The 14,666-nt window shown below is 70.4% G+C and carries 13 protein-coding genes; 4 read left to right on the top strand and 9 right to left on the bottom strand.

Going from position 1 to position 14,666, the window contains the following annotated elements:
• Nucleotides 1–18: 18 nt before the first annotated feature.
• Nucleotides 19–396 carry a globin gene (locus tag EFK50_RS15895; RefSeq protein ID WP_123228474.1) on the top strand — a complete coding sequence of 126 codons (378 nt, stop codon included), beginning with the start codon at nucleotides 19–21 and terminating at the stop codon, nucleotides 394–396.
• Between the two features lie 3 nt (nucleotides 397–399).
• Here the strand turns inward: EFK50_RS15895 and EFK50_RS15890 are convergent, their stop codons facing one another.
• Nucleotides 400–1,254 (bottom strand): acyl-CoA thioesterase, encoded by an 855-nt coding sequence (locus tag EFK50_RS15890; RefSeq protein ID WP_123228473.1) that lies wholly within the window; start codon nucleotides 1,252–1,254, stop codon nucleotides 400–402.
• Between the two features lie 91 nt (nucleotides 1,255–1,345).
• Here EFK50_RS15890 and EFK50_RS15885 point away from each other — a divergent pair, with 91 nt between their 5' ends.
• The gene (locus EFK50_RS15885) at nucleotides 1,346–2,557 is read left to right on the top strand and encodes an acetyl-CoA C-acetyltransferase (RefSeq protein WP_123228472.1); all 1,212 of its coding nucleotides are present in this window, start codon (nucleotides 1,346–1,348) and stop codon (nucleotides 2,555–2,557) included.
• 53 nt (nucleotides 2,558–2,610) lie between these two features.
• Here the strand turns inward: EFK50_RS15885 and EFK50_RS15880 are convergent, their stop codons facing one another.
• Nucleotides 2,611–3,159 (bottom strand): YceI family protein, encoded by a 549-nt coding sequence (locus EFK50_RS15880; protein ID WP_123228471.1) that lies wholly within the window; start codon nucleotides 3,157–3,159, stop codon nucleotides 2,611–2,613.
• 133 nt (nucleotides 3,160–3,292) lie between these two features.
• Here EFK50_RS15880 and EFK50_RS15875 point away from each other — a divergent pair, with 133 nt between their 5' ends.
• Nucleotides 3,293–3,787 (top strand): MarR family winged helix-turn-helix transcriptional regulator, encoded by a 495-nt coding sequence (locus EFK50_RS15875; RefSeq protein ID WP_123228470.1) that lies wholly within the window; start codon nucleotides 3,293–3,295, stop codon nucleotides 3,785–3,787.
• A 3-nt stretch (nucleotides 3,788–3,790) separates the two neighbouring features.
• On the opposite strand, the gene ettA is transcribed toward EFK50_RS15875, so the two are convergent.
• The 5 genes from ettA to EFK50_RS15850 form a co-directional block, all read right to left on the bottom strand.
• The gene (ettA, locus tag EFK50_RS15870; protein ID WP_123228469.1) at nucleotides 3,791–5,473 is read right to left on the bottom strand and encodes an energy-dependent translational throttle protein EttA; all 1,683 of its coding nucleotides are present in this window, start codon (nucleotides 5,471–5,473) and stop codon (nucleotides 3,791–3,793) included.
• Between the two features lie 32 nt (nucleotides 5,474–5,505).
• Nucleotides 5,506–5,988 carry a single-stranded DNA-binding protein gene (locus tag EFK50_RS15865; protein ID WP_123228468.1) on the bottom strand — a complete coding sequence of 161 codons (483 nt, stop codon included), beginning with the start codon at nucleotides 5,986–5,988 and terminating at the stop codon, nucleotides 5,506–5,508.
• A 110-nt stretch (nucleotides 5,989–6,098) separates the two neighbouring features.
• Nucleotides 6,099–7,751, bottom strand: a complete 1,653-nt coding sequence (locus EFK50_RS15860; RefSeq protein WP_123228467.1) for a GTPase — start codon at nucleotides 7,749–7,751, stop codon at nucleotides 6,099–6,101.
• 18 nt (nucleotides 7,752–7,769) lie between these two features.
• On the bottom strand, nucleotides 7,770–9,500 hold the full coding sequence (locus EFK50_RS15855; protein ID WP_246004173.1) for a dynamin family protein: 1,731 nt from the start codon (nucleotides 9,498–9,500) through the stop codon (nucleotides 7,770–7,772).
• Nucleotides 9,497–10,615, bottom strand: a complete 1,119-nt coding sequence (locus EFK50_RS15850) for a PrsW family intramembrane metalloprotease (protein ID WP_123228465.1) — start codon at nucleotides 10,613–10,615, stop codon at nucleotides 9,497–9,499. The genes EFK50_RS15855 and EFK50_RS15850 overlap by 4 nt, the downstream gene beginning before the upstream one ends.
• A gap of 76 nt (nucleotides 10,616–10,691) precedes the next feature.
• Here EFK50_RS15850 and EFK50_RS15845 point away from each other — a divergent pair, with 76 nt between their 5' ends.
• Nucleotides 10,692–12,119 (top strand): aminopeptidase P family protein, encoded by a 1,428-nt coding sequence (locus EFK50_RS15845; protein WP_123228464.1) that lies wholly within the window; start codon nucleotides 10,692–10,694, stop codon nucleotides 12,117–12,119.
• Here the strand turns inward: EFK50_RS15845 and EFK50_RS15840 are convergent, their stop codons facing one another.
• Both EFK50_RS15840 and EFK50_RS15835 read right to left on the bottom strand, forming a co-directional pair.
• Entirely contained in the window at nucleotides 12,120–13,370 is a 1,251-nt protein-coding gene (locus tag EFK50_RS15840) for a lipase family protein (protein WP_183407856.1), read from the bottom strand.
• A 17-nt stretch (nucleotides 13,371–13,387) separates the two neighbouring features.
• Entirely contained in the window at nucleotides 13,388–14,602 is a 1,215-nt protein-coding gene (locus EFK50_RS15835; protein WP_183407855.1) for a lipase family protein, read from the bottom strand.
• Nucleotides 14,603–14,666 lie beyond the last annotated feature (64 nt).

Raw genomic sequence — 14,666 nt, 5'->3', positions numbered from 1 at the left:
GCTCGGCACAATGGACCCATGGCAACGTTCTATGACGAGATCGGCGGGATGGAGACGATCACCGCGATCGTGCACCGCTTCTACGAAGGTGTTGCCGCCGACGAGGCCCTGCGACCGATGTACCCCGAGGAGGACCTCGGTCCTGCCGAGGAGCGCTTCCGGTTGTTCCTGGCGCAGTACTGGGGCGGGCCGACGACGTACTCCGAGACCCGCGGGCACCCGCGGCTGCGGATGCGGCACGCGCCGTTCGAGGTCACCCCGGCCGCGGCCGGGCTGTGGTTGAAGCACTTCCGCGCCGGCCTGGACAGCGTCGACCTGACCCCTGAGCAGGACGCCCAGTTCTGGGACTACGTGACGCACGCGGCGCAGTTCATGGTGAACACGCCCGAGGGCTGAGCCCTAGCCGAGGCCGGAGAGCGCGAGCTGCTCGAGCAGCCGCCCGTGGTGGTCCGGCGGCAGCGGAGCTGAGCGCTGGGTGTCGGGGTCGAACCCGACCGCGACCACCTGGCTCCTCGCCAGCACGGCGTCGCCGTCCCGGATCTCGCTGGCGAACACCGCCGAGGTCCTGCCGACCTTGCTGATCCAGTTGTGCGCCTCGTACGGTTCCGCCCGGTAGGTGATCGGGCGGAGGAAGTCGACGTCGATCCGGGCCACCACGAACGCACCGAAGACGTCGCCCTCCTGGTGGAACGACCGGGTGTAGGCGATCCGGGACTCCTGGAAGTACTCGATGAACTTCACGTTGTTCACGTGGTGGTAGGTGTCCAGGTCGGACCAGCGGACGTGCACCGGGTAGACGTGCTGCGACCGGCCCTCCGCGGTGAGCGCCGTCCGGGGCTCGGCCGGCTCGACGTACGCCGCCAGGGCATCACGCTCCTCGGCACCGAGTCGCCGCGGCGCTCCGGTCGCCAGCGACATCGGCGCCAGCCGGGACCACGCCCGCAGGTAGACGACCCGCCCCTCGGGAGTCTCGTCGTAGATCTCGTACGCCGTCGTGAACGAGCCCGCGCGCACCTCGCTGACCCAGGTATCGATCAGCACCGGGCGCTTGCGGTACTTCAGCGGCGCCGCGAAGTCGAGCTCGTGCCGCACCACGACGACGCCCTCCTCCGGACGGCTACCGACGATCTTCCGCACCTCGGCCAGCATCGCGATCCGGGCCTCCTGGAGGTAGTCCACGTAGGCGACGTTGTTGATGTGGCCGAGCAGGTCCATGTCGGCCCAGCGCAGCGGGCACTCGTAGGTGTGACGCACACCCCAGATCCAACCATCAGAACTGGTTCTAAGATGACGGAGGACAGCCGCAGAGTTGTCCACCTCACAGACGATGATCGGAGAACCACCCATGCCCGAGGCAGTGATCGTTTCCGCAGCCAGGACCCCCATCGGCCGCGCGAACAAGGGCTCGCTCAAGGAGTTCCGTCCCGACGACCTCAGCGCCCTGATCATCAAGGCGGCCCTGGACAAGATCCCCGGGCTCGACCCGAGCACGATCAACGACCTGATCCTCGGCTGCGGTCTCCCGGGCGGCGAGGCCGGCAACAACATGGGCCGGATCGTCTCGACGCTGCTCGGCTACGAGATCCCCGGCACCACGATCACCCGGTACTGCTCCTCCTCGGTGCAGACCTCCCGGATGGCGTTCCACGCGATCAAGGCCGGCGAGGGCGACGTCTTCATCTCGGCCGGCGTCGAGACCGTGTCCCGCTTCCAGTTCGGCACCTCGGACCACCTCCCGAACACCAAGAACCCGATCTTCGCCGACGCCCAGCAGCGCACCGAGGAGTACGCCAAGGGCGGCCAGGACTGGCACGACCCGCGCGAAGACGGCCTGGTCCCGGACATCTACATCGCGATGGGCCAGACCGCGGAGAACGTCGCCCGCCTGCGCGGCCTGAAGCGCCAGGAGCTCGACGAGTTCGCGGTGCGCAGCCAGAACCTCGCCGAGAAGGCGATCGCGGACGGCTTCTGGGCCCGTGAGATCACCCCGGTGACCCTGGCCGACGGCACCGTCGTCACGGCCGACGACGGCCCGCGCGCGGGCGTCACCTACGACGCGATCGCCGGCCTGGACCCGGTCTTCCGCCCCGACGGCGTGGTCACCGCGGGCAACTGCTGCGCCCTGAACGACGGCGCCGCCGCGGTGATCGTGATGTCCGACACGAAGGCCAAGGAGCTCGGCCTGACCCCGCTCGCGCGGATCGTCTCCACCGGCGTCACCGGCCTCTCCCCCGAGATCATGGGCCTGGGCCCGGTCGAGGCGACCAAGCAGGCGCTGAAGCACGCGAACATGTCCATCGGCGACATCGACCTGGTCGAGATCAACGAGGCGTTCGCCGCGCAGGTCGTGCCGTCGTACCAGGACCTGGGCATCGACATCGACCGGCTCAACGTCAACGGCGGCGCGATCGCGGTCGGCCACCCGTTCGGCATGACCGGCGCCCGGCTGCAGAACACCATGCTCAACTCGCTGGAGTGGCACGACAAGTCCACCGGCCTGATCACCATGTGCGTGGGTGGCGGCCAGGGCATGGCGATGATCCTCGAGCGCGTCTGATCCAACGACGAAGCGCCCCGGACCCAGTGGGTCCGGGGCGCTTTCGCTTGGGCTCAGGCCTGCGGGGCCTCGAGCACGGCCTCCACGGCGAGGTGGATCTTCACCGCGTCGCCGATCAGGAGCTTGCCGCCGTCGAGCGGGATGTTGAAGTCGACGCCGAAGTCCTTGCGGCTGATCTCGGTGGTCGCCTCGAAACCGATCCGGGTGCCGCCCCACGGGTCCTTGTCGATGCCGAGGAACTCGACGTCCAGGTCGACCTCACGGGCGACGCCCTTGATGGTGAGGGTGCCCTTGGCGGTCGCGCCGTCGAAGGAGAGCGACGAGAACGTCATCGGGCCGGTGTTCTCGGTGTCGAAGAAGTCGCCCGAGCGCAGGTGGCCGTCGCGCTGCTCGTCGCGGGTGTTGATCGAGTTCAGGTCGATGGTCGCCTCGGCGGCGGTCTCCGCCAGGGTGGTGCCGGTGGTGAGCTTGCCCTCGAACTTCTCGAACTGGCCGCGGACCTTGCTCATCAGGTGACGAACGGTGAAGCCGACCTCGGAGTGGCTGGGGTCGATGGTCCAGACGCCGGCGACGACGTCGGTGCTGGGAGCGGTGCTGGTCATGTGAGTGCCTCTTCCTGAGATCCTGGTTAGTTGAACTTTCAACTCTTGAACGACCTTAGCATCAGGTCGTACAAAGTTCAACTACTGGCGCGGCGAGATATTCCCGGGGCTCGTCAGGCTTAGACTCCCGCCCATGACCGGATCAGAAACACGTTGGCTGGATCCCGACCAGCAGAACGACTGGCGTGCCTACCTGGTCGGCTCGACCCTGCTGATGGACACCCTGGATCGGGAGATGCGCACCGAGCACGGCATCTCGATGGCCGAGTACGAGATCCTGGTCCGGCTCTCGGAACGCCCGGACAAGACGCTGCGGATGGCGCAGATCGCCGAGTCGATGCAGCACTCGCGGAGCCGGGTGACGCACACGGTGAGCCGGATGGAGAAGGCCGGGCTGATCCGTCGCGAGGCCGCCGAGGGTGACAAGCGCGGCGTCGACGCGGTGATGACCGCGGCCGGCTGGGAGCTGCTCCAGGCCGCCGCGCACACCCATGTCGCCGGCGTCCGGGCGCACTTCGTCGACCTGGCCGACAAGGACGACTTCGCCGCCCTCGGCCGGGTGATGAACGCGGTCAGCGATCAGCTGCTCGAGGAGAACCCGAAGTTCGAGGACATCCGCGAGCACTGAGCCCTAGTCGCGGGTCAGCCGCCGGTGGGTGACCCGGTGCGGCCGGGCCGCCTCGACGCCGAGGCGCTCGATCTTGTTCTCCTCGTACGACGCGAAGTTGCCCTCGAACCAGAACCAGTTGCCCGGCTCGTCCTCGGTGCCCTCCCACGCCAGGATGTGCGTCGCCGTACGGTCCAGGAACCACCGGTCGTGCGAGGTGATCACGGCGCAGCCGGGGAACTCCAGCAGCGCGTCCTCCAGCGAGGAGAGCGTCTCGACGTCCAGGTCGTTGGTGGGCTCGTCGAGGAGCAGCATGTTGCCGCCCATCTTCAGGGTCAGCGCCAGGTTGAGGCGGTTCCGCTCACCACCGGAGAGCACCCCCGCCTTCTTCTGCTGGTCGGGCCCCTTGAAGCCGAACGACGCGACGTAGGCGCGCGAGTTCATCTCGAAGTTGGCGACCTTGATGAAGTCCAGGCCGTCCGAGACGACCTCCCAGACGTTCTTGTTCGGGTCGATGCCGCCCCGGCTCTGGTCGACGTAGGAGATCTTGACGGTCTGCCCGACGGTGAGCGAGCCCGAGTCCGGCTGCTCCTGCCCGACGATCATCCGGAAGAGGGTCGTCTTGCCGACGCCGTTGGGGCCGATGACGCCGACGATGCCGGCCTTCGGCAGCGAGAACGACAGGTCGTCGATCAGGATCCGGCCCTCGAAGCCCTTGGTGAGCTTGTCGGACTCCAGGACCACGTCGCCCAGGCGCGGACCGGCCGGGATGTTGATCTCGGAGGTGTCGATCTTCCGCATCCGGTCGGCCTCGGCCGCCATCTCCTCGTACCGCGCCAACCGGGACTTGCTCTTGGTCTGGCGCGCCTTCGCGTTGGAGCGGACCCAGTCGAGCTCGCGCTCGAGCATCTTGGCGCGCTTGGCGTCCTTCTGCCCCTCGATCTTGAGGCGTTCCTTCTTCGTCTCCAGGTACGTCGTGTAGTTGCCCTCGTACGGGTGGGTCTGGCCCCGGTCGAGCTCGAGGATCCAGCTGGCCACGTTGTCGAGGAAGTACCGGTCGTGGGTGACGGCCAGGACCGCCCCCGGGTACGACGCCAGGTGACCCTCCAGCCACTGCACCGACTCGGCGTCCAGGTGGTTGGTGGGCTCGTCGAGCAGCAGCAGCGACGGCTGCTGCAGGAGCAGCTTGCAGAGCGCCACCCGGCGGCGCTCGCCACCGGACAGGTTGTCGACGATCGCGTCCGGCGGCGGGCAGCGCAGCGCGTCCATGGCCTGGTCGAGGCGGCTCTCCAGGTCCCAGGCGTTGATGTTGTCGAGCTCGGTCTGCAGATCGCCGGTCTCGGCCATCAGGGCGTCCTGATCGGCGTCCGGGTCGCCCATCTCCATGTAGGCCTCTTCGAGGCGCTTCATCTTGGCCAGGACGTCGCCGACCGCCTCCTCGACGTTCTCCAGGACGGTCTTGCCCTCGGTCAGCGGCGGCTCCTGCTGGAGCATGCCGACCGTCGCCCCCGGGTCGAGCAGCGCGTCGCCGTTGTTGGCCTTGTCCAGCCCCGCCATGATCTTGAGCAGCGTGGACTTGCCGGTGCCGTTCGGGCCGACCACGCCGATCTTGGCGCCGTGCAGGAACGACAACGTCACGTTGTCGAGGACCACCTTGTCGCCGTGAGCCTTACGGACATTGCGCAACGTGTAGACGTACTCACCCATAACCGAGAAGCCTACGGGCCGCGCGCCCCGGATCACGCAGCGGGTTCGCGCCCCGGATCAGGCAGGGCGTTCCCGTCCGAGTCCAGCCGCGGACCGACCGGGTCGTAGGAGTGCACCAGCTCACGGACGCCCTCGTCCAGGGCCTGCTCGGCCACCGGAGCCCGGGTCGACCGGGCGAACGCGCTGGTGCCCTTGCTCAGGTCGTGGCCGACGAAGGTCGCGTCCACCAGCCAGCTCACCGACGCCTGCTGGTCCTCGCGCTCCCACACGTCGACGCGGACCCGGCCGTGCACCACCACCGCGTCGCCCTTGCGGACCGAGTCGGCCACGTTGCGACCGAGGCCGCGCCAGCAATTCACCGTGTACCAGGAGGTCTGGCCCTCCACCCAGTCACCGCCCTTGAGGTACCGCGGCGTGCAGCCCACCCGGAACGACGCGCACTGGGTGTCGCCGACGTCCCGGACGTCCACCTCGTTGCCGACCCATCCCTGCAAGGTCACGTAGGTCTCGTTCATCTCGTCCTCCTCCAACTAGTAGTCGGAGCAAGCCTGGAGAACCGTCGACCTCGGTGCCGCTCGGCGCCGGAGGCCTGTGCACAACCCTCGGGCCCGAGGGCCCTGTGGACTCAGCCGCGAGCGGTCTTCAGCCCCTCGACGGTCGTCCGGTAGGCGTCGAGCTCGACCCGGAGCGGTCCGACGACCAGCTCCTCGGTCACCTCGTCGACGGCCTTGCGCAGCCGGACGTCCGCCTGGTGCGCGCGGCGCTTGGCGCTCCGCGAGACCAGGGCGTGGCACGCCGCGGAAAGCAGCAGCCCGAGTCCGACACCGCCGGCGAGCAGCAAGGTCGGGACCGGGATATCGGCGAGCTCCGGGCTGGGCACGTCCAGCTTGAGGAAGTCGACCGCCGCCAGCGCGACCAGCCAGAGACCGCCGGCGACCGCGGCCAGCAGCAGCAACCACTGGATGCCGCGGACGGCGCGGGTCCAGAGCGGGATCCGGCTGACGCCGAGGTCGGTCGAGCCGACCGCCCGGTCCAGCCGGTCGTCGAGCTCGGCGAGGCGCGAGGTCGAGGCCCGCCGTACCGCCGTCGCCCACGGGCGGCTCAGGTCGGCGGACAGCCGGTCGGAGAGCTGGCGCACCGCGGAGTCGACCCGCGCGTGCTGGACCTGGTTGGCGTCCGGAAGCGCCACCCGCGCGCTCGCGAGCAGGTCCTTGCCGGAGGCGCCGAGGTCCAGGTTGAGCTTCTTCAGCGGGTCGCGCCGCAACCGGGAGAGCCAGGAGGTGACCGGCCAGCCGGTCGCCCGCTGGGCCCGGATCAGGCTGGCGCGCTGGACGGCGTCCACGACGATCGGCACCCCGGCCGCGTCGGCGATCGCGTCCCGGACCTCCACCTGGTCGCGATCGGTCACCTGGGGAGCCGGCGCGGTGCCGCTGACCGCGCTCAGGGAGGCGGTCACCTCGGTGAGGTTGGTCGAGATCCGGGCCTTGGTGGCGGCCTTGTCGGCGACCCGCTTGGTGATCGCCCGGCGCAGCTCGTCGATGCCGATGCCCTCGCGCGCCGAGACCGCGATCAGGGTAATGCCCTGGAGGCCGTCGGCGTCGAGCAGCCGGCGCAGGTCCGCGACCATGCCGTCGCGCCGGTCCTCGGCCACCTCGTCGATGTGGTTGAGCACGACCATCATCACGCCCTGGTGGGCGGCCAGCGGCCGCAGGAAGCCGTCATGGATGGCGGCGTCGGCGTACTTCTGCGGATCCAGGACCCAGATCAGCAGGTCGGCGAGCCGGACCAGGCGGTCGACCTCGAGGTGGTGCGAGACCTCGGTCGAGTCGTGGTCGGGCATGTCGAGCAGCACCAGGCCGTTCATGTCCTTCGCCTCGCGGCCGGTGTCGAGCATCGAGTCCCGGACGACCTGGTGGCGCGGCGGGATGCCGAGCCACTCCAGCAGCTCGCCGGCACCGTCGGTACCCCAGGTGCACGCGGTCGCCCACGAGGTGGTCGGACGCCGGACGCCGACCGAGGCCAGGTCCAGCCCGACGAGGGCGTTGAAGGTGGAGGACTTGCCCGAGCCCGTCGCCCCGCCGAGCGCGACCACGGTGTGGTCGGCGGAGAGCCGCAGCCGCTCGCTGGCCCGGGTGACCACCTCGGCCGCGGGATCGAGCAGCGCGTCGTCGAGGCGACCCCGAGCCGCACCGACAGCGGCATCGAGGCCCTTCACGCGGACGCCGATGTCGGTACCGCGGGTGACCAACTTCTTGGCACCCTCAAGCAAGGAGGTCATGCGCTCAGCCTACCGACCTCAGGTGAGGTGGGACGCGAAGCGGATGTCGTCGATGTGCCGGGCGCCGGCACGCAGCTCCTCCTCGGCCGTCGCGGAGAGCGCGAGCGCGTCGAGCAGGTCGCCGAACCGGCGGCGCTCGCTCTCCAGCAGGTGCAGCATCCGCAGGTTCAGGTCCTCGCGCGCCCGCTCGATCAGCCGGCGTACGGCCTGGTCACCGAAGACGGCCTCCAGGATCTTCTGGCCGAGGACCGCGGAGCCGCCGGCGATGCCGACCTCGGCACCGGTGACACCACCGGTGGAGGCGAAGACCGTCACCATCAGCGCGACCGAGAGGCCGTTGACGCCGTACGCCAGGAACCGTGCGGTGGAGCGCTTGTCGGCCCCCTCGTCGCGGACCATGTCGAGGACGCCCTGCTGCCACTCGCGGATCACCGTCTCGGCGCGCGGGCGCAGGTCGCGGGAGGCCCGGGAGAGGTCCTGCTCGGTGGCACCCAGCAGGTCCCGGCCGGCCGCGATCATCCGCCAGGCCGCGTCGGTGCGCTCGGCGGCGGCCTCGGCGTGCTCCAGGATCAGCGTCTGCAGCCCGGACTCGACCGCCACGGTCACCCGCTCGGCGTGCTGCGGCTGACCCTTGACCGCGTTGGTGACCCGGTCGCGGAGCCAGCTCACCTTCGACTCCAGCGTCTTGAGCAGCTCGCCGGTGCCGACGAACTCCTGCCAGCGGGCGAGCACCTCGCCGCGCAGCAGGGTGCCGTCGGCGCAGGCGTGGTCGATCTCGTTCAGCGCGGCCTCGTACGACGCCTCCGCGTCGCGACGCAGCCGCCCGGCGATCTCGACCTGGTCGTGGCAGGCGTCGGCGACCGCGTAGGTCCGGGTCGACAGGGACCGGATCGCCCCCTCCAGCGTCGTCCGTACGACGGCCTGGCGCGCGCCCGCGTCGGCCGCGAGCGAGCTCAGCCAGGCCCGGATCTCCCGGACCGTCGTCGAGGGCAGCAGCCCGGCCTCGTCGACCTTCCCCTCCGGCACGATGAAGAGCGGCGAGTCCCGCAGCCCGCGCGCGCTGAGCATCCGGGCCAGGTGCGTGCTGACCTCCTCGATCGCGCTCGGCGCGGTCCGGTCCAGCACGATCGCGACGGCGGCGCTGCGGTCGGCCGCCTGCTTGAGGAACTCCCACGGGACCTGGTCGGCGTACCGGGCGGCGGAGGTGACGAAGAGCCACAGGTCGGCCGCGCCGAGTAGCTGCGCGGCCAGGGTCCGGTTCTGCTCCTCCACGGAATCGATGTCCGGCGCGTCCAGGACCGCGAGCCCCGGTGGGATCGCCTCGGACCGGACCAGCTGAAGCCGGCCGGTGTCGGTCGAGGCCTCCAGGGTGCGCTCGAGGTCGGGCAGGATCCGCGCCTCCTCGAACCACTCCGCGTCGGCCGGGTTGAAGACCAGCACCGGCGACCGGGTGGTCGGCCGGAGCACGCCGGGCAGCGTCACCCGGGCGCCGACGAGCGAGTTGACCAGGGTCGACTTGCCGGCGCCGGTGGAGCCGCCGACCACGGTCAGCAGCGGCGCGTCGATCTGGATCAGCCGGGGCAGGATGTAGTCCTCGAGCTGGTCGAGCATCTCCACGCGGGCCTTGCGGGCGATCTCGACGTCCGGGATCTCCAGCGGCAGCCGGGCGGACTCCAGCGCCTCGCGCAGCCGGACCAGGGTCGACAGCATCTGGGCCGCTGCCTGGGCGGACAAGGGTGAGGCGTTCATCGGAGTGCTCCTGCAACCTGGGGCCAGACCAACTGGGGTCGAAGCGCGAACATGCGTTGGACGTGGGCCTGGCCTAATTCCTCGTAGCGCGCGGGGGCCGTGCCGCGCAGGAAGCGGTGGTGCAGGAAGCCGAGCTCGATCGCCTCCACCTGGTAGCTCTTCATCGCGGCCAGCGCCTCCGGACCACCGTGCCGCGCCGCGTGCTTCCGACAGGCCTTGCGGGCGGGGATGCGGGTCAGCCACGGCACCTCGCGCGCGTCCAGGAACCCGCGGCCGGCGCAGTCGGTCAGCGAGGTGGCCAGCAGCACCCCCTCGCGACGCCGGGACCAGACCGCGAACGCGACCATCACGAAGAACGCCGGCACCATCAGCAGCAGGTACGCCGCGATCGCACCGCTGCCGCCGTCGATCAGCAGCGAGCCGTTCCAGGCGGCGTGCGACCCGACCGCGAGCAGGTAGCCGAGGGTCGGCGCGAGGATCCGGACCTGCCGCGACCGGCTGCCGACCGCGATACCGACTCCGATCCCGACGAACGCGGTGAAGAAGGGGTGCGCGAACGGGCTGCCGATCCCGCGGACCACGAAGAGCGCGATCGCGTTGTCGAGGCCGCCCGGCTGGTTGTCCTCGCCGATGTAGGCCGAGCTCAGGTAGAGGATGTTCTCGGTGAACGCGAAGCCGACGCCGACCATGCCGGCGTACACGATCCCGTCGAGGATGCCGTCGAGCTCCGCGCGCCGGTAGAGCAGGAGCAGCAGGATGAAGAGCCCCTTGGCGGCCTCCTCGGTGACCGGAGCCACCAGGACCGACTCGACCGCCTCGCCCGGGCCGAACGCGAACGCGTCGAAGGCCTGCAGGAAGATCGCCGCGCTGGTCGCGATGAACGCGCCCCAGCCCAGGCCGAGCAGCAGCAGCGAGCGCGGTTCGGGCTCGTAGCGGTCCAGCCACAGGTAGCAGCCGATCACCGGACCGACCGGGATCGCGGCCAGCACCAGGCCGATCGCGACCGCGTCCGGAGCCCCGGAGGCGAGCAGGATCACGGCCATCAGGACGGCACCCAGGAGCAACGCCGCACCGAGGGTCACGGTGAAGGCGATATTGCTCCGGGCGCTGCGCATGGGCGGAAGCCTATCGGCAGAGCTCCGGCGACAAAGTCAGGCGAGATGTCCCTGTTTGTCGTCGTACAGTGGCGGGATGCAGAACACCGCCGACGACCAGCCCAGCAGCGACGCTCCGCGCACCGAGAACCACGACCAGCCGGTGCCCGAGAAGTACGCCGCGTTCATGCGGACCGGCTGGGGCGAGCGCGAGCTCGACCTGCCCCCGCACCCGGTCGCCGACCCGGCCGCGAGCCGGCGGGCCCGCCTGGCCGCGATGTTCCCCGACGAGCGGCTGGTGATCCCGGCGGGTGTGTTCAAGACCCGCGCCAACGACACCGACTACCGGTTCCGCTCCGACTCCGCGCACACCCACCTGACCGGCAACCAGACCAGCGACGCGGTGCTGGTGATCGAGGACGGCGAGTCCACCCTGTACGCCCGCCCGCGCAGCTCGCGGGACACCGACGAGTTCTTCCGGGACCGCCAGTACGGCGAGCTCTGGGCCGGGCGCCGGCCCTCGCTGAACGAGATCTCGGCATCCCTCGGGATCACCACCCGGCACGTCGACGAGCTCGCCGCCCGGTTGGAGGGCGAGGCCAAGACCCGCGTCCTGCGCGGCGTGGACCCCCGGGTCGACACCGCCGTCGGAGCCGACCCCGGTCGCGACGACGACTTCGCCCGGGTGCTCTCCGAGCTCCGTCTGATCAAGGACGACTGGGAGGTCGCCGAGCTTCAGCACGCCTGCGACATCACCACGTTCGGCTTCGAGGACAGCGTCCGCGAGTGGGACCGGGTGCTCGAGTTCGGCGAGCGCTGGATCGAGGGGACCTTCTTCCGCCGGGCCCGGGCGATGGGCAACGACATCGGCTACGACTCGATCGTCGGCGGCGGCCGGCACGCGACCACGCTGCACTGGATCGACAACTCCGGCCCGCTGGTCCCCGGTGAGCTGATGCTCCTCGACATGGGCGCCGAGGCGTCGTCGCTCTACACCGCCGACGTGACCCGGACGCTGCCGATCATCGGCACGTTCACCCCGCTGCAGCGCGAGCTGTACGAGATCGTGCTGGCCTCCCAGCAGGCCGGCATCGACGCGGTCCGGCCGGGTGCCCACTTCCGCGATCCGCACCACGCCGCGATGGACGTGCTGGTGCACGCGCTCGCCGACCTCAAGCTGCTGCCCTGCTCCGCCGAGGAGGCGCTCGCCCCGGACAGCAAGGTCTACGCCCGCTGGACGCTGCACAGCACCAGCCACATGCTCGGTCTGGACGTGCACGACTGCGCTGCCGCGAGCAACGAGGCCTACACCGAGGCGAACCTGGCCGAGGGCATGGTGCTCACCGTCGAGCCGGGGCTGTACTTCCAGGAGGACGACCTGCTGGTCCCCGAGGAGCTCCGCGGGATCGGCATCCGGATCGAGGACGACGTGCTGGTCACCGCCGAGGGCAACCGCAACCTCTCGGCCGCGCTCCCCCGCGAGGCGGACGCGATCGAGCAGTGGATGGCGGAGCTGCGCGGCTGATCAGCCCAGGCGCGCGCAGACGCCCGGCTGCGGCGATCCCCGGAACCGGGCGCTGATCCAGTTCAGCGCGTCCGGGATGAAGACCGCGAACCCGCCGACGTGCTCCAGGCCGGTGTACTGGTGGTACGTCACCGCGGCGCCGCGGGCGCAGTAGCTCCGCGCCAGGTTCTTCACGTCGTCGGTGACGATGATCCCGTCACCGGTCCGGTCCAGCTTCGCCGAGGCCAGGAACAGCGGCGTCGTCGGCGGATTCCCCTGGCCCATCACCAGCTTCTTCCGGATCGTGACGAACTCGGCGATCTTGTCGAAGCTGCTGTACTGCGGCTTCATCAGCTTGGCGAAGGTCAGGCCCGGGTAGACCCCGAGCACGTCGACGATGCACTGGTCCGCGACCCGGGCGAAGATCTTCTTGCCGTAGTCGCTGGCGTACTTGTCCAGGTCGACGTCGTAGGCGCGGGCCAGGCCGACCAGGCCGAGCGGGATCGCACCCGCCCAGAGCAGCGAGCCGTCGGCGTACTCGAGGTTGTGCGGCAGGTCCGTCGGCACCCCGCCGGCGGCGGCACCGACCAGGCGGCGGTTGACGTCCGGCGCGTACGACGGCGCGAGCTCCGCGGCCCACTCGGTCGCGATCGAGCCGCCCGAGTAGCCCACCATCGCGGCCTTCGTGGTGGCGTCGAGGCCGTAGGACTTGTCGTTGAGGGCGGCCCGGATGCCGTCGAGCGTGTTCATCCCGGATTCGCGGCCGGCCGCGAAGTGCCGCTGGGTGCCCTCGTAATCGGGCACCACCACCGTGTAGCCGCTCAGGATGTAGCCGAGCAGGGCGCTCTGCTCCCCCGCGGTCGCGCCTCCGGAGAGGTTGAAGCCGCCGGAGAAGAAGTACGACGGCGTGCACTGCTGACCCAGGGCGTCGTACTCGTACTGGTAGGAGACCAGGCGCGGCTCCGGGAACGTCTTGAACACCGGCGGGACCACGGTCGCCACGGTCACGGTCGGCTCCCCCGCCGTACCGGTCGTGCGGTAGAGCAGCTGGGTGACCTTCAGCGGGGTCGGCAGCCCGACGTAGTGGTGGGTGACCACCCGACGCTTGAGCACCGTCCCCGGGGCGAACGAACCCAGCGGCTCGGACCCCGTGTAGGAGTAGAACGGGTCGTCGTCGGGCAGCGTCGCCGCGGTCGCCGGTGCGGCCTGGACGCCGATCCCCGCGAGTGCGGCGATCAGGGCGACGGCGAGGACGAGGGTGAGACGACGCACGGTGACTCCTCCGGGGCTCAACGACAGGTGCTCGGAGCAGCCTTCCCTGCGAATCGGGCTTTTGTCCAGGCGAGCAAATCGGAGAGCATCGGTGACTCCGGGGCGATGATCGTGACGTGCCCCAGCTTCTTGTAGGTGCGGTAGTCGAGCGGGCCGCCGCTTCCGGAGGCGCACCGCTGGGCGACGTACGCGTCCTGCGTCGCCGGGAGCACCAGTGCGTCGGTGGTGCCCTGGGCGATCAGCACGGGCGCGTCGATCTTCCCGGTCGGGCTGTTCTCCGCCAGGCGCGCGCCGAGCGAGCCGGAGTCGGGGTCCCGGGAGTAGTAGTTCTTCGCCAGCGCGGGTGACTGCGCCAGGTCGATCAGCGGCTGGGTGTCGGAGATGCAGTGGTCCGCCATCTCGCGGAGCGGTTCGAGGGCCGCGACCCGGACGTAGTCCTCGAAGTCCAGGCTCGGGTAGGCGGCCGAGTACGACGCGATCAGGTAGGCGCCGAAGACGACCCCGCCCGGTGCGCTCGCCAGGTTGCGCGCCAGTGCGCCGAGGTTGGTGGCCGGTGCGATACCGGCGACGCCGACTACGTCGACGTCCTTGGCGTACGTCGGCGCGAGGATGCCCGCCCAGAGCGCGGCGTGACCGCCCTGGGAGTGCCCCCAGACGACGGTCTTCGACTGCAGCGACACCTCGGAGAACTGGCGGGCGGCCCGGACCGAGTCCAGCACCGACCGGCCTTCGCCCTGGCCGATCAGGTAGGGGTGGGGTCCCCGGGTGCCCAGGCCGACGTAGTCGGTGGCGACCACGACCCAGCCCTGCTCCACCACGTTGTCGAGGTCGGCGATCGCGCCGAAGGTGAGCTGATCCATCTGCACCGACGGGGCGCAGTCCTGAGCGACCCCGGTCGTTCCGTGCGCCCAGGCGAGGACGGGCCGCTCGCCCTCCACGCCGGACTTCGCGATCACCAGCGCACTGGCGACCGCGGGCTCGCCCTTGTCCCGGGTGGTCGTGTAGAGGATCCGCCACGCCCGGGTGTCGTCGGGCAGGGCGCCGAAGGCTTCCTCGGAGCGGATCAGCGTCCCGGGCTTGCTGGGCAGCTCGGCCGGCGCGGCGTAGAAGTCGACGACCGGGCGCTCCCCGGGATCATCGGACTTCGGCCTGGTGAGCAGCACGAGCACGGCCACGACCACGCCGATCAGGGCGAGGACGGCCACGGTGCGGATGCGGGCGGAGGGGCTCATCGGCGCCATCCTCCCATCTCGGTGGTAGGGATCGGCGCATCGGAGGTGCGCATAGAGTGCGCGA

It is taken from the genome of Nocardioides marmoriginsengisoli (genome assembly GCF_003725695.1).
Classification (GTDB): Bacteria; Actinomycetota; Actinomycetes; order Propionibacteriales; family Nocardioidaceae; genus Marmoricola; species Marmoricola marmoriginsengisoli.
Note: the sequence above shows the minus strand (reverse complement) of the source record. Positions and strands in the feature narration are given on the sequence as shown.

What these genes read in the sequence shown, in the direction of transcription:
- EFK50_RS15895 (WP_123228474.1), top strand. Translation starts at nt 19, where the DNA reads ATGGCAACGTTCTATGACGAGATCGGCGGGATGGAGACGATCACCGCG.
- EFK50_RS15885 (WP_123228472.1), top strand. Translation starts at nt 1,346, where the DNA reads ATGCCCGAGGCAGTGATCGTTTCCGCAGCCAGGACCCCCATCGGCCGC.
- EFK50_RS15880 (WP_123228471.1), bottom strand. Translation starts at nt 3,159, where the DNA reads ATGACCAGCACCGCTCCCAGCACCGACGTCGTCGCCGGCGTCTGGACC.
- EFK50_RS15875 (WP_123228470.1), top strand. Translation starts at nt 3,293, where the DNA reads ATGACCGGATCAGAAACACGTTGGCTGGATCCCGACCAGCAGAACGAC.
- ettA (WP_123228469.1), bottom strand. Translation starts at nt 5,473, where the DNA reads ATGGGTGAGTACGTCTACACGTTGCGCAATGTCCGTAAGGCTCACGGC.
- EFK50_RS15865 (WP_123228468.1), bottom strand. Translation starts at nt 5,988, where the DNA reads ATGAACGAGACCTACGTGACCTTGCAGGGATGGGTCGGCAACGAGGTG.
- EFK50_RS15860 (WP_123228467.1), bottom strand. Translation starts at nt 7,751, where the DNA reads ATGACCTCCTTGCTTGAGGGTGCCAAGAAGTTGGTCACCCGCGGTACC.
- EFK50_RS15855 (WP_246004173.1), bottom strand. Translation starts at nt 9,500, where the DNA reads ATGAACGCCTCACCCTTGTCCGCCCAGGCAGCGGCCCAGATGCTGTCG.
- EFK50_RS15850 (WP_123228465.1), bottom strand. Translation starts at nt 10,615, where the DNA reads ATGCGCAGCGCCCGGAGCAATATCGCCTTCACCGTGACCCTCGGTGCG.
- EFK50_RS15845 (WP_123228464.1), top strand. Translation starts at nt 10,692, where the DNA reads ATGCAGAACACCGCCGACGACCAGCCCAGCAGCGACGCTCCGCGCACC.
- EFK50_RS15835 (WP_183407855.1), bottom strand. Translation starts at nt 14,602, where the DNA reads ATGAGCCCCTCCGCCCGCATCCGCACCGTGGCCGTCCTCGCCCTGATC.